The organism is Ruegeria conchae (assembly GCF_000192475.1).
In the GTDB taxonomy this organism is placed as follows: domain Bacteria; phylum Pseudomonadota; class Alphaproteobacteria; order Rhodobacterales; family Rhodobacteraceae; genus Ruegeria; species Ruegeria conchae.
The window spans coordinates 24,848-48,081 of the sequence record NZ_AEYW01000006.1; the positions used below are offsets into that span (position 1 = coordinate 24,848).

Annotated in this window: 22 protein-coding genes; 7 read left to right on the forward strand and 15 right to left on the reverse strand. The window is 57.1% G+C overall.

Annotated features, from left to right (window positions below):
- The first annotated feature begins 40 nt into the window (after nucleotides 1–40).
- The 3 genes from G7G_RS0104555 to G7G_RS0104565 are packed head-to-tail and all read left to right on the forward strand — an operon-like array spanning nucleotide 41 to nucleotide 2,296.
- Nucleotides 41–460, forward strand: coding sequence for a PaaI family thioesterase (locus tag G7G_RS0104555; RefSeq protein WP_010438901.1), 420 nt, complete (start codon nucleotides 41–43; stop codon nucleotides 458–460).
- A gap of 1 nt (nucleotide 461) precedes the next feature.
- Nucleotides 462–977, forward strand: a complete 516-nt coding sequence (locus G7G_RS0104560) for a PaaI family thioesterase (RefSeq protein WP_010438904.1) — start codon at nucleotides 462–464, stop codon at nucleotides 975–977.
- Between the two features lie 2 nt (nucleotides 978–979).
- Nucleotides 980–2,296: an MATE family efflux transporter gene (locus G7G_RS0104565; protein ID WP_029621722.1), complete on the forward strand. Its 1,317-nt coding sequence runs from the start codon at nucleotides 980–982 to the stop codon at nucleotides 2,294–2,296.
- On the opposite strand, the gene arsC is transcribed toward G7G_RS0104565, so the two are convergent.
- The 4 genes from arsC to G7G_RS0104585 are packed head-to-tail and all read right to left on the reverse strand — an operon-like array spanning nucleotide 2,293 to nucleotide 4,452.
- Nucleotides 2,293–2,634: an arsenate reductase (glutaredoxin) gene (gene arsC / locus G7G_RS0104570; RefSeq protein ID WP_010438909.1), complete on the reverse strand. Its 342-nt coding sequence runs from the start codon at nucleotides 2,632–2,634 to the stop codon at nucleotides 2,293–2,295. The genes G7G_RS0104565 and arsC overlap by 4 nt on opposite strands.
- Nucleotides 2,631–3,689, reverse strand: coding sequence for a quinone-dependent dihydroorotate dehydrogenase (locus G7G_RS0104575; protein ID WP_010438911.1), 1,059 nt, complete (start codon nucleotides 3,687–3,689; stop codon nucleotides 2,631–2,633). The genes arsC and G7G_RS0104575 overlap by 4 nt, the downstream gene beginning before the upstream one ends.
- Complete coding sequence (locus tag G7G_RS0104580) at nucleotides 3,686–4,117, reverse strand: DUF1330 domain-containing protein (RefSeq protein ID WP_010438912.1); 432 nt, start codon at nucleotides 4,115–4,117, stop codon at nucleotides 3,686–3,688. The genes G7G_RS0104575 and G7G_RS0104580 overlap by 4 nt, the downstream gene beginning before the upstream one ends.
- Nucleotides 4,114–4,452 carry a DUF952 domain-containing protein gene (locus G7G_RS0104585; protein WP_010438914.1) on the reverse strand — a complete coding sequence of 113 codons (339 nt, stop codon included), beginning with the start codon at nucleotides 4,450–4,452 and terminating at the stop codon, nucleotides 4,114–4,116. The genes G7G_RS0104580 and G7G_RS0104585 overlap by 4 nt, the downstream gene beginning before the upstream one ends.
- Before the next feature lie 109 nt (nucleotides 4,453–4,561).
- On the opposite strand from G7G_RS0104585, the gene G7G_RS0104590 reads away from it, so the two are divergent.
- Nucleotides 4,562–6,139, forward strand: a complete 1,578-nt coding sequence (locus G7G_RS0104590; RefSeq protein ID WP_010438917.1) for a bifunctional metallophosphatase/5'-nucleotidase — start codon at nucleotides 4,562–4,564, stop codon at nucleotides 6,137–6,139.
- 52 nt (nucleotides 6,140–6,191) lie between these two features.
- On the opposite strand, the gene G7G_RS0104595 is transcribed toward G7G_RS0104590, so the two are convergent.
- On the reverse strand, nucleotides 6,192–7,844 hold the full coding sequence (locus G7G_RS0104595; protein WP_010438919.1) for a tetratricopeptide repeat-containing sulfotransferase family protein: 1,653 nt from the start codon (nucleotides 7,842–7,844) through the stop codon (nucleotides 6,192–6,194).
- 146 nt (nucleotides 7,845–7,990) lie between these two features.
- On the opposite strand from G7G_RS0104595, the gene mnmH reads away from it, so the two are divergent.
- Nucleotides 7,991–9,043 carry a tRNA 2-selenouridine(34) synthase MnmH gene (gene mnmH, locus G7G_RS0104600; RefSeq protein WP_010438920.1) on the forward strand — a complete coding sequence of 351 codons (1,053 nt, stop codon included), beginning with the start codon at nucleotides 7,991–7,993 and terminating at the stop codon, nucleotides 9,041–9,043.
- On the opposite strand, the gene selD is transcribed toward mnmH, so the two are convergent.
- From selD to G7G_RS0104635, 7 genes are read right to left on the reverse strand one after another with little or no spacing between them, the layout of a single operon-like run.
- On the reverse strand, nucleotides 9,034–11,193 hold the full coding sequence (selD, locus tag G7G_RS0104605; RefSeq protein ID WP_010438922.1) for a selenide, water dikinase SelD: 2,160 nt from the start codon (nucleotides 11,191–11,193) through the stop codon (nucleotides 9,034–9,036). The two genes, mnmH and selD, sit on opposite strands and share 10 nt — an antisense overlap.
- 5 nt (nucleotides 11,194–11,198) lie before the next feature.
- On the reverse strand, nucleotides 11,199–11,585 hold the full coding sequence (locus G7G_RS0104610; protein ID WP_010438925.1) for a Na+/H+ antiporter subunit G: 387 nt from the start codon (nucleotides 11,583–11,585) through the stop codon (nucleotides 11,199–11,201).
- Nucleotides 11,586–11,592: 7 nt separating this feature from the next.
- A complete protein-coding gene (locus tag G7G_RS0104615) occupies nucleotides 11,593–11,862 on the reverse strand; it encodes a K+/H+ antiporter subunit F (RefSeq protein ID WP_010438928.1) in 270 nt (89 codons plus the stop codon).
- The gene (locus G7G_RS0104620) at nucleotides 11,859–12,356 is read right to left on the reverse strand and encodes a Na+/H+ antiporter subunit E (protein WP_029621724.1); all 498 of its coding nucleotides are present in this window, start codon (nucleotides 12,354–12,356) and stop codon (nucleotides 11,859–11,861) included. The genes G7G_RS0104615 and G7G_RS0104620 overlap by 4 nt, the downstream gene beginning before the upstream one ends.
- On the reverse strand, nucleotides 12,356–13,903 hold the full coding sequence (locus G7G_RS0104625) for a monovalent cation/H+ antiporter subunit D (RefSeq protein WP_010438933.1): 1,548 nt from the start codon (nucleotides 13,901–13,903) through the stop codon (nucleotides 12,356–12,358). The genes G7G_RS0104620 and G7G_RS0104625 overlap by 1 nt, the downstream gene beginning before the upstream one ends.
- Complete coding sequence (locus G7G_RS0104630) at nucleotides 13,900–14,259, reverse strand: Na+/H+ antiporter subunit C (protein WP_010438934.1); 360 nt, start codon at nucleotides 14,257–14,259, stop codon at nucleotides 13,900–13,902. The genes G7G_RS0104625 and G7G_RS0104630 overlap by 4 nt, the downstream gene beginning before the upstream one ends.
- Complete coding sequence (locus G7G_RS0104635; protein WP_029621726.1) at nucleotides 14,259–17,129, reverse strand: monovalent cation/H+ antiporter subunit A; 2,871 nt, start codon at nucleotides 17,127–17,129, stop codon at nucleotides 14,259–14,261. The genes G7G_RS0104630 and G7G_RS0104635 overlap by 1 nt, the downstream gene beginning before the upstream one ends.
- A gap of 212 nt (nucleotides 17,130–17,341) precedes the next feature.
- Between G7G_RS0104635 and G7G_RS0104640 the strand changes: the two genes are divergently transcribed.
- Together G7G_RS0104640 and G7G_RS0104645 are read left to right on the forward strand one after the other, a co-directional pair.
- The gene (locus tag G7G_RS0104640) at nucleotides 17,342–17,812 is read left to right on the forward strand and encodes a rhodanese-like domain-containing protein (RefSeq protein WP_010438938.1); all 471 of its coding nucleotides are present in this window, start codon (nucleotides 17,342–17,344) and stop codon (nucleotides 17,810–17,812) included.
- Entirely contained in the window at nucleotides 17,812–18,627 is an 816-nt protein-coding gene (locus G7G_RS0104645) for a CE1 family esterase (protein ID WP_010438940.1), read from the forward strand. The genes G7G_RS0104640 and G7G_RS0104645 overlap by 1 nt, the downstream gene beginning before the upstream one ends.
- On the opposite strand, the gene mdoH is transcribed toward G7G_RS0104645, so the two are convergent.
- The 3 genes from mdoH to G7G_RS0104660 are packed head-to-tail and all read right to left on the reverse strand — an operon-like array spanning nucleotide 18,628 to nucleotide 23,209.
- Complete coding sequence (gene mdoH, locus G7G_RS0104650; RefSeq protein ID WP_010438942.1) at nucleotides 18,628–20,499, reverse strand: glucans biosynthesis glucosyltransferase MdoH; 1,872 nt, start codon at nucleotides 20,497–20,499, stop codon at nucleotides 18,628–18,630.
- The gene (locus G7G_RS0104655; protein ID WP_010438947.1) at nucleotides 20,496–21,995 is read right to left on the reverse strand and encodes an OpgD/OpgG family glucan biosynthesis protein; all 1,500 of its coding nucleotides are present in this window, start codon (nucleotides 21,993–21,995) and stop codon (nucleotides 20,496–20,498) included. Before G7G_RS0104655 ends, mdoH begins: the two co-directional genes overlap by 4 nt.
- The gene (locus G7G_RS0104660) at nucleotides 21,992–23,209 is read right to left on the reverse strand and encodes an OpgC family protein (protein ID WP_010438949.1); all 1,218 of its coding nucleotides are present in this window, start codon (nucleotides 23,207–23,209) and stop codon (nucleotides 21,992–21,994) included. The genes G7G_RS0104655 and G7G_RS0104660 overlap by 4 nt, the downstream gene beginning before the upstream one ends.
- Nucleotides 23,210–23,234: the final 25 nt, after the last annotated feature.

A 23,234-nucleotide genomic window follows, 5' to 3' on the forward strand; every position in this document is an offset into this window, starting at 1 on the left:
GGCCCATAAAGGGGTGGCTATAAGGATAGGACCCAACCCCATGGTCGATAAGACAGTTTTAGCGCGGCAGTTCATCGAGGCGATTCCGCATGCAAAAGCCCTGGGGCTTGATTTGACCCATATCGGAGAGGGTGAGGCCGAAATCTCGATGCCCTACAACGAGCAACTAATCGGCGACCCCAGAACCGGAGTAATCCATGGTGGCGCGGTTTCTGCCATGCTTGATACTTGCTGTGGTGCTGCGGTGATGAGCCACCCATCGGCCCCCGGAGGAACCGCTACAATCGATCTTCGTATTGACTACATGCGGGCCGCGACGCCCGGTCAAAGTATCCGGACACGGGCGACCTGCTATCACATCACGCGCAATGTGGCCTTTGTTCGTGCGACGGCGACGGATGATGACAGCGACCGACCGGTTGCTACTGCCTCGGGCGCATTCACCGTGGAGGGGCGCTGAGATGGCAAGACCTCGCCCCGAACCCATGCAGGTAGTCAAGCAACGCCGTGATGCCGCTCTGACCGCTTTGGTCGAAGGTGTGCCGTATATTCGGTTCCTCAACATTACATTCGACCGGCGTGGGGACGAACTGACAGGTGTACTGAATTTCGATGAGAAGTTGATCGGCAATCCCTTTCTGCCTGCCATCCACGGCGGTGTGACGGCGGCGTTCCTGGAAGTCACTGCCGTTATCACGCTGAGTTGGGAGCATATGTTCCCCAGGATTGAAAGCGGTGAGATCGGTGCCGAAGATATCTTGACCGACGAGAATATCCGCTTTCCCAAAACCATCGACTTCACGGTCGATTACCTGCGGTCTGGTTTGCCGCGAGACGCTTATGCACGCGCATTCATCAACCGATCGGGTCGACGTTATGCTTCTGTCCGGGTCGAGGCTTGGCAGGACAACCACGCCAAACTCTTTGCGCAAGGCACCGGGCATTTCTTAATGCCGCAGCCTCCGACAAAGCCGTGAGCTTGGAGGAGGCCAACGCGCCCATCACCCATCGGCGCGTCCTGAAAATCGCGATGCCGATCGTGCTGTCGAACGCGACCGTGCCGATCCTTGGCGCGGTCGATACCGGCGTTGTCGGTCAGATGGGGCTGGCAGCACCTATCGGGGCAGTGGGCATGGGTGCGGTGATCCTGTCGGCGATCTACTGGATTTTCGGCTTTCTGCGGATGGGGACCACCGGGCTGGCCGCACAGGCGCGCGGTGCGGGCGATACAGCAGAAACCGGAGCGTTGCTCATGCGCGGCTTGCTGCTGGGCGCAACGGCCGGTTTGGTCTTTATCGCTGCACAAGTTTGGGTATTCCTTGGGGCTTTTGCACTGTCTCCAGCCAGCGCCGAGGTCGAGTCTCTGACGCGCGCCTATCTGGAAATTCGCATCTGGGGCGCTCCGGCCACGATTGCCCTTTATGCGGTGACAGGCTGGCTGATCGCAGTCGAACGCACGCGAGGCGTATTCATCCTGCAGATATGGATGAACGGGCTGAATATCGTGCTGGATCTATGGTTCGTGCTTGGCCTTGGATGGGGTGTCGAAGGCGTTGCCATTGCCACTCTGATCGCCGAATGGACAGGCCTTGCGTTGGGCTTATGCCTGTGTCGAGAGGCGTTTGGCGGCAACCAGTGGCGGGATTGGCCGCGAATTTTTGACCCAATGCGTTTGCGCCGGATGATGCAGGTAAACGGTGATATTATGGTGCGCTCGGTTTTGTTGACCGGGGCATTCACAACGTTTCTGTTTGTCGGTTCCGATCTGGGCGACGTGAATTTGGCGGCCAATCAGGTGCTGTTGCAGTTTCTCGAAATCACTGCCTTTGCTTTGGACGGCTTTGCCTTTTCGGCTGAAGCGCTTGTCGGTGGAGCCGTCGGCGCGCGCGACCGCCGGAAAGTCCGGCGCGCATCGGTCATGGCTTCGCAATGGGGCGTTGGCGGGGCCGTCGGGCTTGGGCTGATGTTTTATTTGGCAGGGCCGGCGCTCATCGATCTGATGTCAACATCGCCCGAGGTTCGGGCGACGGCACGCGAATATCTGTTCTGGGCTGCTCTGGCACCGGTCATCGGGGTGGCAAGCTGGATGTTCGACGGTATCTATATCGGTGCCACCTGGACCCGCGATATGCGCAATGCGATGATCCAGTCGGTCGCACTGTACGTGGTCGCGCTGTTCGTGCTGGTGCCGACGATGGGTAATCATGGCCTCTGGGCCGCGCTGATGGTCTTGAACATCGCGCGTGGGCTTACGCTTGGCTGGCGCTATCCTCGACTTGAGGCACAGATCGCCTAAAGCAAGTCCAGCAGGTTTTCCGGCGGGCGTCCGATAGCGGCTTTGTCGCCCGCGATGGCCAACGGGCGCTCGATCAGGATTGGGTGGTCGACCATGGCCTGAATAAGCACCTCATCGGGTGAGGTCTTGGTCAGACCCAGCTCTTTGAACGTCTTCTCTCCGTTGCGCATCATGCTGATCGCCGGGATATTCAGCTTGGCCAGAACTGTCCGGATTTCATCAGCCGAGGGCGCGTCTTCAAGATATTTGCGCACCTCAGGCTGTGCACCGTTTTCCTGCAACAATGCCAAACCCGCGCGGGACTTGGAGCAGCGCGGGTTGTGCCAATATTCGATCATAGCCAGTCCTCTCGTTTGCTGCCCACCGCCTGCGCGACCGAGGTGTATCCGTCGCGTGCCAGCAGGTCATCCAACCCCTGCGCGATTTCAGCGGCCAGAGAAATCCCTCCATAAACCATCGCCGTGTAGAACTGCACTGCGGAAGCACCGGCGCAGATCTTGGCATAGGCCTGTTCTGCTGAGCTGATGCCGCCAACCCCGATCAGCGGGATATCTGCGCCCGTCAACTGGCTGAGCTGCGCCAGCACACGTGTCGATTTCTCGAACAGGGGCGCGCCGGATAGGCCACCAGCCTGATCCTTGTGTGCACTGCGCAGGCCATCGCGCGACAGTGTGGTGTTGGTTGCGATCACCGCGTCCACACTGGTTTCACCGGCGACATCGGCGATGTCCTGCAATTCGGCCTCGGTCAGGTCAGGGGCGATTTTCAGGAAGATCGGGATCGGGCGGGGCAGGGCGTTTCGGGTTTCGATCACACCGCTGAGCAGCGCAGTTAGCGCCGCTTTGCCCTGCAAATCTCGTAGTCTTTCGGTATTGGGCGAGGACACGTTGACGGTGGCAAAGTCCAGATGCGCAGCGCAATGGGCAAGCACTTTGGCGAAGTCTCCAGGCCTAGCGTCACTGTCCTTGTTGGCCCCAAGGTTCAACCCGATCACTGCATCCTTTGGGCGCTGCGCCAGACGCGCGGCCATGACCTCCATACCTTCATTGTTGAAACCAAAGCGGTTGATCGCCGCGTGGTCTTCGGTCAGGCGGAAGAGGCGTGGTTTTGGATTGCCGGGCTGTGGGCGGGGTGTCACCGCGCCCACTTCGATAAACCCGAATCCGGCGCGCGAGAGCGGTGTCAGCGCCTCACCATTTTTGTCAAACCCCGCAGCCAGTCCAACGGGGTTTGGCAAATCCAGGCCTGCAACACGGGTTTTAAGACGATCCGATGTGACCGGCCCGGGCGTCGGTGCCAGCCCCGAGGTCAGGGCCTTGATCGAAAGCCCGTGTGCAGTTTCAGGGTCAAGGCGGTGCAGGGCGGCCAGCCCCAGTTTCTCAGTCAGTTTCATCCGAAGGAAGCTCCACCCTCTGTTGGCGCGCAGCGGATCAGGCGCGAGGTTTCAACGGCGGCTTGCCGGTGCATCACGGCAGCGCGATAAGCTGGGTCGGTCACCATCTCAAGAAACGCATGGGTGGTGGGATAGCGGGCGATAAACACTTCGTCCCATTCTTCATCCTGCGGCCCGATTAGCGTGGTCTGAAACGTACCGCGCCAAAGGATCGTTGCACCTATGCGGGCGATGATTGGGGTAGTCTCTGCCCCGTAATTGCGGTAGGCTTGCGCTCCGGTCAACCCAGCATTGGCCAGCGGATGATCCGACGGATACTGCGCTGTGTCGCGGAACTTCACCAAGTTGAGCATCTCGATCGGATGGTCACGGTTGAGGTCTTTGAATGCCTCAAACTGTTCCCGATCCGGGTCGATGAAGCGGGTCATTCCATCCCCTCCGGGAACCGGTGGGCTTGACCATCAAAGGGCAGGTCTTGCGACCAAATCACGTCCGACATTCGAATTTGACGATAAAGGTGAGGAAACAGCGCACCGCCGCGCGAGACCTCCCATTTCAGATCGTCGCCCATGGCATCCGCATCACATGCCAGAAGTGTTAACCCCGCGACACCAGCGAAGTGCTTGGCGGCTGTCTCTGCAGCCTGTTCGGCGGTTGAGAAATGGACGAACCCATCTGTCACATCAATCGGAGCCCCGTTCGAGGCTCCGTGTGCCTGCAAGTCGGCCCACTCGTCGGCCCGGAAAATCTTGTAAATCAGCATATCGGTCTGATGCCTTGCGCGTCGGGTAGAATCAAGCCGGATTTCCCCCTTTGACTCTTCGCCGCGCAACGCGCACGATCACGACAAAACAACGATAGGGAGTTTTGAGATGTTCACCCGATTTTTAACTTCGGTGGCTGTATTGGGCCTGACAGCCGGTATGGCGGCTGCCGAATACAAGCTTACGATTTTGCACACCAATGACTTTCACTCGCGCATTGAACCGATCAACAAGTACGACAGCGCTTGTGGTGATGAAGACAATGCCGAGGGTAAGTGTTTTGGCGGCTCGGCACGTCTGGTGACCGCGGTGGAAGAGGCGCGTGGACGGGCCGAAAACTCGATTCTCGTGGACGGAGGTGACCAGTTTCAGGGCTCTTTGTTCTATACCTACTACAAGGGCAAAGTCGCCGCTGAGTTCATGAACAAACTGGGCTATAACGCGATGACCGTAGGCAACCACGAGTTTGACGATGGCCCCGAAGTGTTACGTGGCTTCATCGATTCGGTTGATTTCCCGGTTCTGATGTCAAATGCCGATATAGCGGACGAAGAACTTCTGACCGACAAGATCAAGAAATCCACCGTGATTGAGGTGGGCGGTGAGAAGATCGGCCTGATTGGTTTGACGCCGGAAGACACACATGACCTGGCGTCGCCGGGACCGAATATCACCTTCTCGGATCCAGTGCCTGCGGTTCAGGATGAAGTGGACAGATTGACCGCAGAGGGCGTGAACAAGATCATCGTCCTCAGCCATTCGGGTTATGGGGTGGATCAGCGCGTGGCGCAGGAAACCACTGGTGTCGACGTGATTGTAGGCGGTCATTCGAATACCTACTTGTCGAACACGTCCGATAAAGCAGCGGGACCGTATCCGACCGTAGTGAACGGGGTGCAGATCGTGCAGGCGTATGCCTATGGCAAATTCCTGGGCGAACTCAATGTGACATTCGACGATGACGGCAATGTCGTTGCGGCTGTTGGTGAGCCGCTGATCATGGACAATTCCGTGACCGAGGACCCGAGTTCGCTGGACCGCATCGCTGAGCTGGCCGTTCCGCTCGAAGAGATTCGTAAAAAAGTTGTGGCCGAGGCTGCAGACGCGATTGAAGGCGATCGGTCGGTCTGCCGCGTACAGGAATGCGCGATGGGCAATCTTGTTGCGGATGCGATGTTGGCGCGGGTCGCGGATCAGGGCGTCCAGCTTGCGATTGCAAACTCGGGCGGGCTGCGAGCCTCAATCGACCCAGGCGAGGTGACCATGGGCGAGGTGCTGACGGTTCTGCCGTTCCAGAACACGCTCTCGACCTTTGAGATCAGCGGCCAGGGTGTCATTGATGCGCTTGAGAATGGCGTGAGCCAGGTTGAAGAGGTCAAAGGTCGCTTCCCGCAGGTGGCGGGTATGACCTTTACCTGGGATCCATCGGTTGCACCGAATGAAGGCCGGGTTGTCGAGGTCTTGGTCGCCAACGGCGACGGGTTCGCACCAATTGACCCGGCGGCGACATATCTGGTTGTCACAAACAACTATGTCCGCAACGGTGGTGACGGGTACAGCGTATTCTCAGGCGATGACAAGAACGCTTATGACTTTGGCCCCGATTTGGCGGATGTAACGGCCGAATACCTTGCCGAAAACGCCCCATACCAGCCCTATCTGGACGGTCGTATCAAACAAAAGTAAGGCTAGCACAACAAACGGAAAGGCCGCCCATTGCAGGCGGCCTTTTTTTGGTTCAGTCGAACTTGTACTCAGGCCAAAGCGCTTGGTCGAAGCCGTCTAACATAGGTTGAATGTGGTATGTGACATCACGCCAGCCGCCTATGGAACGGGTCGAGATTCTCTGGCGTACCTGATCGACACTGGCAGTGCGCACTTGCTGTGTATTTCTTTCAGGGTGCATCATCTGTTCGTCCCATCCGATGCCGCAAAACGCTGTAATGTTCTTGCTATGAGTTTCGGGATCGGCGACCAGCTCTTCGTAAGATACCGACAGGATACGGTCCCCGAAGATGTTGTTCCAGTGCGCCATATAGCGCCTGTACAGGTTGGCCGAATGCGCAATTGCCTTAAGATCAGACGCATAGCGCAGCCCCGGTTCAGGAAAACGCCTGATCCATTTGGACAGGCCAACATCCCGCGGATCGCGGATCATGTTGATAACCCGGGCTTCAGGGAAAGCCGCTAATAAAAATCCAACCCGCTGATAATTGTGAGGCATCTTGTCGACAAATGCAGTTGAACCCTTGGGGGGCGGTGGCATTAGTCTGCGGAATTCCTGTGCAAAGTCTGCGGCTGCATTCGCGTCAAAAGGCGTGTTCGAATCCAGATAGGAATTTGAAAGATCAGCCCCCAGCATAAGCTCTCCGCAGCCAACAACACCGGGTAGGGAACTCAACATCATTTCCATCAATGTCGTGCCCGACCGGGGCTGCCCCACCACAAAAATCGGTCTTGGCTCGCCGTCAGGCATCGAACCAATTGAAGACATATCATCGGTGAACAGGCTGCAAATTTCGCTTTGCTTTTTCTCTTCAATTGCGAAGTCATACGGGTTCGTCGCATGTTGTGCCGCATTGGCGCGCGCGAATAGAGGCAACGCCACATGCAACCCTTTGCGTGCCAAAGTCACGTTTGCCTTTGCAAAGCCAAGCAATGAATCGTCGTGATCGCTTTGTGAAATCGCGGTTTCAATGGTGTCGGCAAGTTCCTCTGCTTGCTTTTCATCCGCTACCATCGACATTTGGTATAGCGCCGCAGCTGAAACAGGATTTGCCGCAAGAACAGAGAGCAAGATCTGCCTTGACCCGTCCTTGTCGCCGGCCTGATGCAGGTTCACTGCTTTTCGGATGGCGATGTCTTCTTTTTCAGGTGCTATCTCAAAGGCGCGTGAAATATCTTCGGTGCTTTGTTGCGCAAAGCCGATCTGCCCATAGGCCCGGGCACGCGATGAAAGCAGATCAGCATTATCAGGATCAGTCGCCAATTTTTGCGTGGCATGTTCGATGATCAAGCGCCAGTTCTGCCCTTTGAGCTGGATTTCGTCGATGACACGAACCAGTTCTTTGCTGTTGGGGAAACGCGCCAGCTTTTGTTCGGCATACGTAAGCGCGCGTGGGATTTGCCCTGTTTGCATCAGCGCATTTGCCAGATTTTCAACAAATTGCACATCGTCTGGCTTCATGCGCGATGCTTCGGCGAAATGGGGAATGGCTTGCTTGTACCGCTTCATCTCAGTCAGCACAAAACCAACAATGGCTTGATAATCTGAATCCTTGGGGAATTTCTTGATGCCCAGTTGCGCCTTTTTCAGTGCCTGAGGCAGCTTTCCCGCCTCAAGATCACTTAGTGCTTTGCTTTTGAGAGAGTTCGGGGTCTGTTGTGCCATTCGAGCGCAGGTCCCATGAATGAAATCTATTTAGAAAGTTCATTACCCAAGCGCACGCGTATTGCAATGGCTCATCAATGCGGCGTTCCGGTGTCACTGATGGCCGCTTGCTTTTCTTCTGCCGATAGGCGCGATAGACCGTTGGCATGACATTGAAATTCTCCAGTCTGGCACAGCTTTACAGCCACGAGTTTGATACGGTCATCGACGTGCGAAGCCCAGCTGAGTTCGTCGAGGATCACATGCCCGGCGCCATCAACCTTCCCGTTCTGAACGATGAAGAGCGTGCGCGGGTTGGCACCATGTATGTCCAGCAAAGCCCGTTTCTGGCCCGCAAGTTGGGTGCGGCACTGGTATTTCGCAATGCAGCGGATCACATTGAGAACCGACTTAGCCACCATGAGGGAGACTGGAAACCCTTGGTTTATTGCTGGCGTGGTGGTCAGCGATCCGGGTCCTTCGGCTGGATGCTTCAGCAGATTGGCTGGCGCGCCGAGGTGGTTGAAGGCGGATACCGATCCTATCGCCGGATGGTGAAGCAATACCTTTATGATGATGCGCTGCCCTATCGGCTGGTCGCACTGGACGGATACACCGGGACGGCCAAAACTAACCTGCTAGCACACCTGCAGACGTTAGGTGTTCAGGTGGTTGATCTGGAAGGGTTGGCCAATCACCGAGGATCATTGTTGGGCGAAATGCCCGGCGGCCAACCGAGTCAGAAAGCGTTTGAATCCGCTTTGACCGCAGCTCTGGTCGAAATGGACGAGGCCCGGCCGATCGTAGTTGAGGCGGAGTCGTCGAAAATCGGAAGCCTGATCCTGCCACCCAGCCTTTGGTCTGCCCTGTGTTCGGCACCTAGAATTCAAATCAATGCGCCGATCGAGGCGCGGACGGAGTATCTGGTTTCGGCCTATGACGACATCTTGTCAGATAGAGAAAGGCTACGAGACCGATTGTCACCGCTGCGGCTTCATCGTGGCCATGATGTTGTAGATGGTTGGTTGGATTTGATTGACGCGGGGGACAAAAGGGCTCTGACTCAGGCACTGATGGAGCAGCACTATGATCCGGCTTACGCCAAATCCCGTAAAGCACAACACGCTGAGGTAATCGCCCAGATTGATGCGCCGTCACTTGATGGCAAGGGGTTGTCCGCGACAGCGGAACAGATCGAAAGGATACTTGATCAGTTGTGAACGCGCAGGACCGGTGTCGTGTTCAAGTGGCCGATCAGAGCAGCAGGATAGCCGACGGCCTGCAGTTGGGCACACAGATGTTCAGCCTCCTCGGATGCAACGGCTGCCAATAGGCCTCCGGCTGTTTGGGGGTCGAACAACAGGTCAGCTTTGCCTCCGGTTGGAAGTTCAGGGGTTATGGTGCGGTTATCGGCGTAGATTGTGGATCGGATGCCCTGATCACTTAGTTCAACTGCACCTTTCATAACCGGGACCTGCGCCAGAGACAGGGTCGCGCCACATCCCGAAGCCTCACACATGCCCTGCAGGTGACCTGCCAGACCGAATCCTGTGACATCGGTCATCGCGTGGGCGCTTCTTAAGATGTGGGATGCCTCGCCTTGCGGCTGTATCATGTGCTCGAAGGCGGATACGACCCAATCTCCTTTTGCTTGCCCGGCCATTTCAGCGGCCATCAACACACCGCTGCCCAGTGGCTTTGTCAGGATCAAGGCATCACCGGATTTCGCACCGCCTAGCGTGATGGGTTCGGCTTCGCAAAGACCTGTCAACGTGAAGCCAAAGGTCGATTCATCGCCCATCGAACTGTGCCCACCGACAACTTCGGCACCGGCCTGATGCATGACAGAGCTGGCAACCTGCATGATTTCGGCCATCGTGCGTTGCTGGAGTTCAGCGGACATGCGGGGCAGGATGATTGTGGCCGTCGCGGCTTGTGGCTGTGCGCCCATCGCCCAAATATCACCAAGTGCGTGAACTGCGGCAATCCGGGTCATCAAGGTCGGATCATTGGTGAAGCTTCGCAGATGATCCGAAGTTATAACCTGTCGTACACCGCCGGTCTTCAGCAATGCCGCGTCGTCGCCGGGCAGCTGAGTGATGTCAGGCTTTTCAAGCCGCGGCAGTTCGGCCAGCGCGGTTTGCAGCGCTCTTCGACCGATTTTGGCACCGCATCCACCGCACATCGGCTTTTCTCCCAGTGCCTCTTGCATCCCAGCAGTGTGATACCGAGGCAGAGGGGGGGCGGGCATTTGGGGCAGTTCACGAAATCTGTTCATGAAACGCTGATCGATGCGGTTCTTCCACTTCCACATGAGCGTTCCTCTGAACGAGGTTCCCAATCGTTCGGCAACCGCAGATTTTTGGCCGAGCGAGATGAGCTTCAGGTAATCCTTTTGAGGGGCATATCGCCTCATCTTCCCGGCACCCAGTGCCGCGCGCAGATTGTCATACAAGATCGGTGCCTCGCGCACCGCGTATACCCCGGCTTTGGGGCGCGGGTTATCTGAGAGGTGCGCACAATCGCCGGCGGCAAAGATCGCAGGATCGCTGGATTGCAGGAACGCGTTCACCTGGATGAAGCCGTCTTGAAGCGCGAGGTCGCTGTTGGAAATCCAATCATATGGCCGTGCGCCTGCCGCTCCGGTGATGAATTCGGCAACGATCTGATGACCGTTTGACAAATCAATTCGCCCCTTTGAAATTTGCTGAATGGAAGCGTGCTCAAGAACCTCGATCCCTAGTTGCTTCATGGCCTGACGGATGGTTGCTGAGGCTTTTGGAATTGTTGCGGACAGGGCGGTTGCATTATCGATCAAAGTGACCTTTGCGTCACGCCCGTTGGCGCGCAGGGCATGGGCCATTGCCATGACCAATTCAGCACCGGCAACACCGCCACCGATCACCGCGACCGAGGCGGGGCCGGGCTCTGAAAGATACTCCTCCCATTGTGCGGCGAAGCGGCCAAGGGGTTTGGCGGGGACCGCATGGTCGGAAAAACCGGGCAAGGCAGGCATATCTGACGTGATCCCCACGTTGACCGAGGCGACATCAAACGCCACCGGCGCGCGTCCGGGAACATTGATTTGACGTCTGTCCGGATCGATCCCCTCAACTGTGCCCAATATTACCCGAGCCCCTGCATAGCGGGCGAGACGGACCAGATCGATATCAAGTTCCCAACGCTGATAATGGCCAGCAACAAAGCCCGGCAACATTCCCGAATAGGGCGCGGTCGGGCCGGGATTGATCACCGTAATACGCGCACCCGGCAACGGGTTCATCCCCCATTTGCGTAGCAGTAGCGCATGGGTGTGACCCCCGCCAATCAGAACCAGATCGCGGGTCAGGGGCAGCGGTGGTGTGTGCATTGTAACTAGTTCGCGCTGTGGTCCGGGACGTCTTCAACCTGCTCAACGGCGTGGGTGGCCCAAAGCTCATCCTCGCCCGCATCAGGCAAATCACTGGGCTTTTCATGTCGATGAATGTGCCATTTGGCAATGAACAGGGCCGTGATCGGTGCCGTCAGGAAAAGGAACAGCGTAATCAACAGCTCATGCAGTGAAAGTTTGCCCTCAAGCAGTACTGAATGTGCGATCGAAGCCAGGAGTACACCTCCCACACCCAGCGTTGTCGCTTTGGTTGGTGCGTGCAATCGCGACATCGGGTCTTTCAGCTTAATCATGCCAAACGAGCCGACAAAGCCGAATATGCCCGAGACGATCAGGAAGAAGGCAATGAGCAGTTCGAAGATGAATGTCATGCCGCCCTCACTCGATGATGTTGCCGCGCAGCATGAAGCGCGCGTAGGCCACGGTTGAGACAAAGCCCAGCATGGCGATGATCATCGCGGCCTCAAAGAAAATCTCGGTTTCGATGCTAAGCCCATACAGTATCAGCAATGCGATGGTGTTGATCACCATTGTATCCAGTGCCAGTACACGGGTGCCCACGCCATCTGCAGTGATGATCCGCCAAAGGCACATCATGATCGCCGCTCCGAAACAGGCGAATGCAAAATATATCGCATATTCGATCATTCGAAAATCTCCTTAAGGCGGCGCTCGTAGCGGCTTTTGATCTGGTCGCGCACTTCCTCGGGGTTTGGCGCATCCAAGCAGTGTACCAGCAGATTGTGCCCTTGTGCGGACAGATCACAGCTTACGGTACCGGGTGTCATGGTGATAGTTCCAGCAAGCACTGTGATCGCTTCGGGCGTGCGCAGTTCGAGGGGAACGCAGACAAATCCGGGTTGGCGGTCGGCATCCCGTTTGAACAGGATGATCCTGGCGACAGTAATGTTTGCGATCACGATATCCCACAGCACGACCAGCATATATTCCACGACCATTGGCCAATTGCGCAGCTTGGGACGGTCAGGCCAATAGGGTTGCGTGATGAACGGAATAATGATCCCCAGCAACAAGCCGAACACAAGCGAATTCAGCGACGGCGAATTCGCCAGTAAAATCCAGACAAGCGTCAGCAAAACGGTCAAATGAGGGTGGGGGAAAATCCGGTGCAGCAGCTTTATCATTCTTCCCTCCCTAACACGGCAGAGATGTAGTTGTCGGGTGTAAACAACTGTTCTGCGGTTTTACTGGTGTACTGCAGTGCCGGACCAGCAAATAGTGTGAGCAGTACCAGACCAAGAACCGCGCCAAAGACTGAGGTAAACGCAAGGGCTGCGTGCGGTTCAGGCGCAATTGCGGTGGCAACAGGTTCTTCTTCGGAATCTGGTTCAGTTGGCGGGATTGCCTGCACGTCGTGGCACTTCCAGAAAATGAGTGTGCCGGCACGGGCCAGTCCGACAATGGTCACGAATGATCCGATCAAGATCACAGCCCAGACCGCATTGGCATCCGGTGCCCCGCGCGAGGCGTCAAGAACAAGCAATTTGCCGATGAAGCCGGATAGTGGGGGCATTCCTGCCATAGCAATGGCACCAACAAAGAAGAGGGCCGAGATCAGCCCGGTTTGCGGCATCGGTGCAGTCGGCGAGATGGCACCTCCACGACGTTCCATCACCATATCCGCCACCAGGAATAGCAAAGCGGTCGCGAGCGTCGAATGGAAGACGTAATACAGGGCTGCTGCCGCTGCGACCTCACTGAATAGCGAGATAGCGATGAGCAATGTTCCCATCGAGGTAATGGCGCAGAAAGCAACCATCCGTGCGATATGCTGTGAGCCCAGAATGCCTACGGTACCAACCGCCAAGGTGACCAATGCTGCAGGTTGCAACCACGCACCAACCAGGCCTTCGGTTGCGGCAACGTCCGGTCCGAAGACCAGAGTATACACCCGCAGGATAGAGTAGGCCCCGACCTTCGTCATGATTGCAAACAGGGCGGCCACAGGTAGAGGCGCATTGGCATAACTTGCAGGAAGCCAGAAATGCAGCGGCAGCACGGCAGCCTTGATACAAAACACCAACAGCAGCAGAACGGCCCCAACCCGTAGCAGGGCGGTATCCTCGGGTGGAATTTCTGCGACCCGAACAGCAAGATCAGCCATGTTGAGCGTGCCGGTGACGGCGTAGATAGTTCCAAGCGCAAACAGGAAAAGGGTTGATCCCAGCAGGTTGTAGGTGACGTATTGCACCCCTGCCTTCAGCCGGACCGCTCCGCCTCCGTGTGTCATGAGCCCGTACGAAGCGATCAGAAGGACCTCGAAAAACACAAATAGGTTAAAGGCGTCCCCTGTCAGAAAGGCCCCGCAAACACCCATGAGCTGGAAATGGAAAAGGGCGTGGAAATGCTTGCCCCTATCATCCCACCCGGATCCGATGGCGTAAAGAACGATGGGCAGGGCCAGCAACGCAGTAAGCAGCACCATCATGGCCGACATCCGGTCCAATACCAGCACGATGCCGAATGGCGCAGGCCAATCGCCCAGCTCATAGACCTGGATTTCCCCGGTTGTGGCTTGCGCTGTGATGGTCAGTGCGATCCCCAGCAGCCCGACTACCCCCGCGACCGAGAATATGCGTTGCAAATCCAGATGATATCGCAGGACCATGATGATGAACGGGGCCAGGATCGCGGGCAGGACGATCGGCGCAACGATCCAGTGGTTCATGCGTCTTCTCCCGGTGCATCCACGCTGTCACTCGCACTCATGTCAATATGGTCATCCTTCGAGGACAGATAGGCAGACAGGGCGATCATCACGATCACCGCGGTCATCCCGAACGAGATCACGATTGCCGTCAGAACCAGCGCTTGCGGCAGCGGATCGGTATAGGGCACATCTTCGTATTTGTTCAGAACGGCCGGGGCGTCCAGCGCCAAACGTCCTGTGGCGAACAGGAATACGTTCACGGCATAGGTGATCAGAGACAGGCCCAGAATAACCGGGAAGGTTCGGCGGCGCAGGATCAGGAAAATCCCGGCGGCGGTCATCACACCTACGGCAGAGGCTACGAGCGCTTCCATCAGGCCTGCTCCTTCTCATTTTCATCTTCCGGAGGATTGTCTCGCAACGGATTGATATCCATCGGGAATTCCTGCGCCATGCCCGGCTGCCAGGCGAACCGCGACAGACTGTCGAGCGCCAGCATCACCGCCCCCAATACGGCGAGGAACACTCCGGTATCGAACAGAATTGCAGTGGCCCATTCGAACTCTTCCAGAGGTGGCCAGTGGATATAACCGAAATCACTTGTCAGGAACGGGCGCTCATTAAACCACGCGCCTAAACCGGTGGCGGCGGCAATCAGGACACCCCAGCCGATCGTGCCGTGGTAGTAGAACCGTTGCCGTTCGATGGCCCATGTGTATCCGCTGGCCATGTATTGCATCAGATATGCGATGGCGACGATGAGGCCTGCGATAAAGCCACCTCCGGGCTGGTTATGGCCACGGAAGAAGATGTAGGCACCAACCATCAAGGCAATTGGCATCATTACCCGTGTGGCGACAACCATCATCAGAGGATGCGAGTCACCTGACTGCGGCCAGTGCGGTTTGCGGTTCAGCAAATAGCCGCGCACGTTGGTGCTCAGAACCGCTTCGGTCAGGGCAAAGATGATCAGGGCGGCAATACCCAGCACGATGATCTCACCGAATGTATCAAAACCCCGGAAGTCGACGAGAATTACGTTCACCACATTGGTACCGCCACCGCCCTTGTAGGAATTCGCAAGATGGAATTCCGAAATCGTCGGAAAGGCGAAATCCCGCATCATCAGCGCGTAGATCAACGCGCCCGAGCCGACCCCGGCAACAACCGAAATCGCTGCATCGCGCCAGCGCCGTGCGGCGCTGCTGTCCCAAGGCGTTTCGGTGGGCAGGAAGTTCAGCGACAGCAACAACAGGATCATGGTTACAACTTCAACTGAGATCTGCGTCAGTGCCAGATCGGGGGCCGAGAGATAGTTGAACGCCATGGATACGATCAGACCGACAACCCCAATCAACACCAGTGAGAGCAGGCGGTTGCGGTGGAACCACATGATCGCAAGTGTCGCCGCGACAAGGCAAATCCAACCGATGATGGGAATGATCTGGGCCGGGAGCGGCACCCGGGTTTCTAAGCCTATCGTGCCAGTTGCAAAGGCGTAGTAACCGATGCCGACCGTGAAGGCGATCAGGATGATGGCATAGCGGCTGATCACGCCGTTGTGCAGCTCATCCGTAATCCACCGGCTAAGGCGGGTAAGCGCGTCGATGACCGCTTCGAAGATCACCTTGGCCTCGGGGCGGGGCAGGACGTTCCAGATCTGGTCGCCGCGTTTATGCAGCGACAGCAGGAACAGGCCACCCAGCGTTGCCACTGCCGACATGTAAAGCGCAGGAGTGAAACCATGCCATAGTTTCAGCGAGTAATAGGGCAGCTTCTCGCCCCCGATCACCGCGCTGGAGACAACCGCGACAAGCGGGCCAACGATGGCTGCGGAATAAAGACCGATCAGGACGACCAGCACCACAAGGAACGCCGGGGCCAGCCAAAGACCGACGGGCGGGTCGTGCGGATGCGCGGGATAATCGTCGCGCTCGGGGCCCAGAAAAACATGGCTGACAAAGCGGAAGGAATAGGCCGCCGAAAACAGCGCCGCCAGCAGGGCTAGACCGGGCACCAGATAATGCGAGTTCAGCCAGGTGGTGTGAACGGTCTCCTCCAGCATCATCTCTTTTGACAGGAACCCATTCAGTGGTGGTAGACCGGCCATCGATAACGCCGCAATGGTGCCAATGATAAAGGTGATTGGCATGAGGTGCCGCAGGCCGCCCAGCCTTTTGACATCGCGCGTTCCGGTCTCGTGATCCACGATCCCAGCGGTCATGAACAAGGCCGCCTTGAACGTCGCGTGGTTGATGATGTGGAAGATGGCTGCCACAGCCGCGATCTTGGTGCCAAAGCCCAGCAGCATGGTCACCAATCCAAGGTGTGAGACTGTCGAAAATGCAAGCAGTGCCTTGAGATCGTCCTTGAACAGCGCAATCACTGCACCCAGCAGCATGGTGATCAGCCCGGTGGTGGCGACGATGTAAAACCACGCATCCGTCCCAGCCAGAACCGGCCACATCCGGGCCATCAAGAACAGACCGGCTTTTACCATCGTGGCAGAGTGCAGATAGGCTGAAACTGGTGTCGGTGCAGCCATGGCGTGCGGTAGCCAGAAATGAAACGGGAATTGTGCCGACTTGGTGAAACAGCCCAGCAGTATCAGGATCAGCGCGGGCAGGTAGTAGGGCGACGCCTGTATCAGTTCTTTGTTCTGCAGGATGACGCTTAGATCGTAGGAGCCAACGATGTTGCCCAGGATCAGCATCCCGGCGATCATCGCCAGCCCGCCTGAGCCGGTGACAGCCAGCGCCATCCGGGCACCTTGCCGCCCTTCGGGCAGATGCCTCCAATAGCCGATCAAAAGGAATGAGCTTAGGGACGTAAGTTCCCAGAAAATAAGAAGAAGTAATATGTTGTCAGACAGAACGATACCGACCATCGCGCCCTGAAACAACAGTAGATAGGTATAGAACTGCCCCATCGGATCTTCGCGTGACAGGTAAAACCGCGCATACAGGACTATCAGCAAGCCGATCCCTAAGATCAGCAGCGCGAACAGAAAACCCAGCCCGTCGAGCATGAAATTCGCGTTCAGCCCCAGCCCCGGTATCCAGTCAAATCGCGCAGTCACCACCTCGCCGCGCATGACGCTGGGAATATGGATCAATAGTCCCATGAGGGCGAGGAATGTGGTCAGCCCTGCCGCGGAAGCTGCTGCGTTTCGTCCTGCCCGGATCAAGAGGGCTGGAAAAACAGCTCCGAGGAAGGGAAGGGCCGCGATAAGGAATAGGGACAAGTGCGATACTCCGGTCTGTGCGGTCAAGTTAGTCCTGATTTTGTAGGGAAAAATTCCGAACTGTCCAGAGATTGGGCTGTTTTTTCGAAGAGATTGACCATTGCAAAGTTGTTCGGGGGGCGATGACGATATCTTGAACGACGCGCGCGAACTGGGGCGCGAAATGGTGGCGTGCTTGTGATATGACCCAAATTTACATCAGGAGTCGCAATTTGGCAGAACACGCGATCAAAACCCGTCGATGGGTCTTGCTTGGTGCAGGAACGGTGATAGCCGGAGGCTTGGCGCTCCGGGAATACCGTTTGATTCCACAGGATTACGCAGGACATCAGATCGCGGTTTCCACTGCCCACCAGCAGGTGCGGCAGGGGGATATTGTTCTGATCGACATCCGTACCCCTCGCGAATGGCGCGCAACGGGGATCGGTGAAGGTGCCCATCCGCTCGACATGCGACGCAAAGATTTTGTGCCCGTTTTGGATCAATTGCTCGAGGGCGATCGCACCGTGCCGGTGGCATTGATTTGCGCGCGTGGTGTACGTTCTGCCCGGTTAAGCAACCAACTGACCGAAGCGGGTTTCACCAATGTCATCGATGTGCCTGAGGGTATGTTGGGGTCGGCCGCCGGACCAGGTTGGGTTCGTGCGGGTCTGCCAGTCAATGATTACAAAGAGGATACGTAATGCGAGCGAGATTATTGCTGGCTTTGGGCCTTGCCTTTACGGGGGAAACCGCTCTGGCCGTTTGCGGTGATCAAGATGGGGTTTGCAAGACAGATGCAGGCGCGTATCAGATCGAGTTGCCGGCAACTGACAATCCGCCGCTAGTCGTATTCATGCATGGATACGGTGGCACGGGTACTGGGACACTCAAGAACAGGGCAATGGTCGATCCGCTCCTGAATCGCGGCTACGCCGTGATGGCCCCGGAAGGTTCCGAGCGGAATGGTCGTCAAAGCTGGAACTTCTTCCCTGGTTGGGACGGGCGTGATGAGGCCGCATTTTTGACCGAAGCCGTTCAGGATGCGGCCAAGCGGTTTGACGTAGACCCCGGTCGCGTGGTGCTAAGCGGTTTTTCAGCGGGTGCATTTATGGTTTATTACCTTGCCTGCGCTGCGCCGGAAAACTTCTCGGCCTATGCACCGGTTTCAGGCGGTTTCTGGAGGCCGCATCCCGAGACTTGCGAAGGACCGGTCCGTCTGTTCCACACCCACGGTTGGACAGACAATGTGGTTCCGTTGGAAGGGCGCATACTGGGCGGAGGCCGGTTCCATCAAGGTGATATCTTTGCTGGATTGGAGATCTGGCGCGTTGCCAATGAATGCGTCGATACCAAACCCAGCGGGTTTTCAACCACTGGCCAGTTCATGCGTCGGAACTGGATGGGATGCGCTGAAAGCAGCGCGCTGGAATTCGCGCTGTTTCCAGGTGGACATACAGTGCCCAAAGGTTGGGCCGATATGATGGTGGATTGGTACGAGGGCTTACCCGGCAGTTGATTACTCTGCTGGGGTGACGATGCCCTTACCTTCGATCAGGCGCTTCAACTCATCACGATAGAGCCGTGCTGACCGGGTGATGGCAGGCTCGCTGACGTCTTCGCGCATCCCGACCATACGACGCGCAGCGCCCGCTGATACGCCGCTGAGCGCCGAAAGCGGGATTGCCAGCGCAAGACTGATCGCGATTGGGGCCAACCAAACTGAGACGAGACCAGCAAGGATACCAACGCTCAATGCCACACCGCTTACGGTTTCAAGCGCGTGACACAAGATCAGGGTCCGCAGCCCATAGCTGCCGCCATCGCGGGCCTGCGGTGACCAGCCTTTTTGAATGCCCAGGGTGGTCCGGAAAACCGCGATCATCTGCTGCACCATCAAAATCGGAGCATAGAGAACTGATAAAACGACCTCGGACAGGAATGAAGTAAAGAACTTACGGGTACCGCCGAAATCGGAATATCGTACGCCGCTGAGGGGCAGTGCGGCCACGCCCAGAACCTTTGGGGCCAGCAGCATTGCGTACATCACCAAAATGATCAGTACGTGGCGTGTTTCGGACATCTCAGGCCATTGCGGGAAAAGCGGATTGTCGGGGCTGAAGTAATGCAGAACCGAGGCATCCTTGCCCTGGCCGATCAAAGCCCACATCACCAAAAGCGCAAACCATAGCGGCGACATCAGATATCCGACCGCACCGTGAAACATATGGAAGCGTGAGACCGCACGGAACCCCGTCGAACCAAGCAGTTTCAGGTGCTGCAGGTTGCCCTGACACCAACGGCGGTCGCGCATGGCGTGGTCGATGAGGGTGGGTGGTGTTTCTTCATACGATCCGCGAATGCGTGGCAAAAAGCGCACGGCCCATCCGGCGCGACGCAGCAGTCCGGCCTCGACGAAATCGTGGCTCATGATCAGCTTGTCCTGCCCATTGAGAGATTTCAGCTTCGGCAAGCCCGCGCTGGAGGCAAAAGCGCTTGTGCGGATGATGGCGTTATGGCCCCAGTAATTGCCTTCTTGCCCGCACCAGCGGGCCAGACCTTCGGCAAATGCGATACCATAGACACCATTGGCAAATTGCTGCATCCGGGCGAAAACCGACTGCGCGCCGATCAGTTGCGGATAGCTCTGGATCAGGCCTGCACCCGGATCACGCGCCAGCGCGTCGGTCAAACGGCTGATCGCGCGACCTGTCATCAAGCTGTCGGCATCCAGCACCAGCATCGCATCCCAATCCGCGCCCCAGCGGCTGACCCAATCGGCAATGTTCCCGACCTTGCGATCCGTGTTTGCAGGGCGGCGGCGATAGTAAAGTTCCAAACCTGGTGCCAAGGTTGTGCGCAATGCCTCGACACTGGCCTGTTCTTGCGCCGCAATTTCGGGATCGCGGGTATCGGATAGAATGAACATGGCATAATGGTGCTGACCGCCGCGTTGCTGCAGGTCTTCAAGCATTGTGCGAGCATTGCCCAGAACGTTCCAGGGCACCTCGTTGTAGACCGGCGTCAACAGCGCCACGCGCAGCGGCTGCGGTCGGCCTTCGCGTTTGGGCTGCTCCTGACGGGACAGCGAAACCATGCCCAGCAACACGGTACAGACCGTGAATGAAATCCAGAAGAAGTTGAAAGAGATCAACGTTAGCAGGATACCTTCGACCAGGTTGATCCCCTCGGCGCTGAACCAGTCAGACATGACCCAGAGCAGGCCCAAAGTTGCCGCCATCGCCGGTGAAAAGGCCAGCGCACGCCAGAATCCGGCTGATGGTCTCCGACCGCCAGTCGGGGCCTGCGCATCGCGGAACCCCTGCGCAAAGTTCTGCGCGGGCATCGCCAGAGGGGCCTCGGGCGGCATGATATGAAGATCGCGGCTCATGAGGTCCAACGGTATAGCCAGACTTCAGAGGCCGGCTGTTTGTCTTTCAGCAATTGTGCGCGCAATTCGACATGGTTGCGTTCACCAGGTTCAAACGAGAACGCCAGTCGTAATCCACCTGTATCTGGATTACGCTGCAACACCCCGTCCGACGTCTCAGCATGAGGCGAGTCGACAAAAACAGTCATCTCCTCGGGGTCGTCAAACAGATCGCTTGGTTCAAAGTCGATCACGGCCAACCGTCCTTCGCCAAAGGTATTATCGCCCATGGCTGTATTGATGACCCGCGCGACGGGTGTGTGCTGAGGCTCTTCGCCCCAGATCAGGCGATAGGACATATCAACTTGGCTGCCTGCCGCGTACGGTTCCATCGGCCGCCAGTAGGCGACGATGTTGTCATAGATTTCCTGATCTGCGGGTATTTCTACCAGCGTGACAGACCCCTTGCCCCAGTCCCCATTGGGCTCGACCCACAGGCTGGGGCGCTTGTGATAGTTGGCCTCAAGATCAGCGTAGTCTGAGAATTCGCGCTTACGCTGCATCAGGCCAAAGCCACGTGGGTTCATATCCACAAATGAGGCGATCTGCAGGCGGGTTGGATTGGCCAATGGCCGCCATAGGACTTCGCCCGCACCATTCCGGATCAGCAACCCGTCGCTGTCGTGAACTGCGGGGCGAAAATCATCGAACCGGCTGTGATTGGTCTGATCGAACAGGAACATGGATGTGCCTGGTGCGATGCCGACATGGGACAGGTCGGTGCGCGGAAACAGCGTTGCGCTGACGTCCATGATGGTGTCGTCACCTGGCGTGATTTCAAACCGGTACGCACCACTGACGCTGGGGCTGTCCATCAGGGCGTGGACCACCATGTTCCGCTGTCCCGACGCAGGCTTTTCGAGCCAGAAGCGAATGAAATCGGGAAATTCCTCCCCATCGGGATCGCCGGTTTTCAGCGCCAAACCGCGTGCTGACAAACCATATGCTTCGTGCAAACCGATCGCGCGGAAATAGCTGGCACCCTGAAAGACGCAGAACTCGTCGGTTAACCCGGGCCGATGCATCTCGGCACGCAGGCGGAACCCCGAAAAGCCCAGCGTTTCATCTGCAGGCAAAGAGGGAACGTCTTCGCTTTTTGTGAACATGTCCAGATCAAAGGCAACAGGTGTCACATGACCATGGTCGACGGTTGAAATTTGCACTGCGCGAGGGAAGTAAAGTCCGGGCGCGAAGAAGTCGACTTCGAACGGTGACTTGGTGCTGTACCAAAGGCCTTTTTCCAACTGGAAACGGATCGAGCGATATTGCTCATAATTCAGATCCTGCCATTCTTGCGGCACCATCTCGCGTTCTACATAAGGTCGGCTTGCCAGGTCACGCGCCATTTCGATAACTGTGTTGCGGTCAAAGGCGACCTCACCGCCGGTCGCATGAGCTGCCGGAGCGAGGATCAATGCCGTTGATGAGGCGAGGAATGCGCGGCGTGTAAAATTCATTTCTTAGTCTTCCAAGGGTGTGACTTAAACCACGCGGCCAGATAGGCCACGCCGATGATCATGGCAAAGCCAATCATGTTGGCGACAAAGACACTGGCAACATCCCGCCCACTCAGGTCCAATCCGACGCCGATAAGTCGTGCTGCAGCCATGGAAAATACAAAGACCGCAAGCGACTGCTGCCCGACTTTGGTGATGACACTCAGCAGCAACTGCCAAACCTTCGCTGCGGCTCCCTGACCGGTGGTGATCAGGCGATGGCCATGCTCACCGGCAACAACCCAGCCCAGATAGGCCAGTGAGAGGAAATGCAAATATCGGAAAAGGCCAAAGTCTGTCTTGTTGCGGAACTCTTTGGTTACCGGCCAGACTTTGCGGATTTCATCGGCCAGATCGGGTGCTGCGGCATTTATCCAGGTAAAAACCTTCCACGAACCAAACGGCATCGAGAAGATCAGGAATAATGAGGCCGCCCAGATCAACGTTTTTGAAACCGGCGGGGCGGGAATCCAGCCGCGCATGAACGCGAAGCCAGTGAAGAACAGCAATTGCCAGCCAAACGGGTTGAAGAACCATTGCCGATCCGACCAGGGCTCAGCAGGCAGATCGAGATAGTCGTATTGCGCGATCAGCCAGATCGTGACCGAGGCCAGGGCGACTGCCCAAAACCCGATGCGATGCAGCCCCATGAACAGCGGCATCATCGCAAGCACCACCAGATACATCGGTAGGATGTCAAAATAGTTGGGCACATAGGTCAGGGTGAACAACCCTACGATCTGTGGCGCGGGGTCATTGAAGAAATGCTGCAGGTTCAGCGACGAGATATAGTTTTTCTCGAACAGCCCGCTTTGGTTCAGCGCTGCCATGGTCATAGCGACGAAGAAAAACAGACAAATATGGGCCCAATAGACCTGCCAAATACGGAACGATACGCGCGCGGTGCCCATCAACCAGCCCTTGCGCATGAACGCTCCGCCAAAGGCGATGGCCGAGGCCATGCCGGAGCAGAAAACAAAGATTTCGGTTGCATCCGAAAACCCGAACCGGGCAGGAATCCACTTGGCCCAGGGATCGTTCGGGATATGGGCAATAAGGATGATGAACATCGCGATACCGCGATAGAAATCAAGGCGCGGGTCGCGCGTGCGGGCAGGGGCAGCGCTTTGAGAGGCCACCGGAGCAAAATCAGAAGCGGGCGATGCAGTCGCCATACGGTTTCTGTCCTTCTTGGTCTTT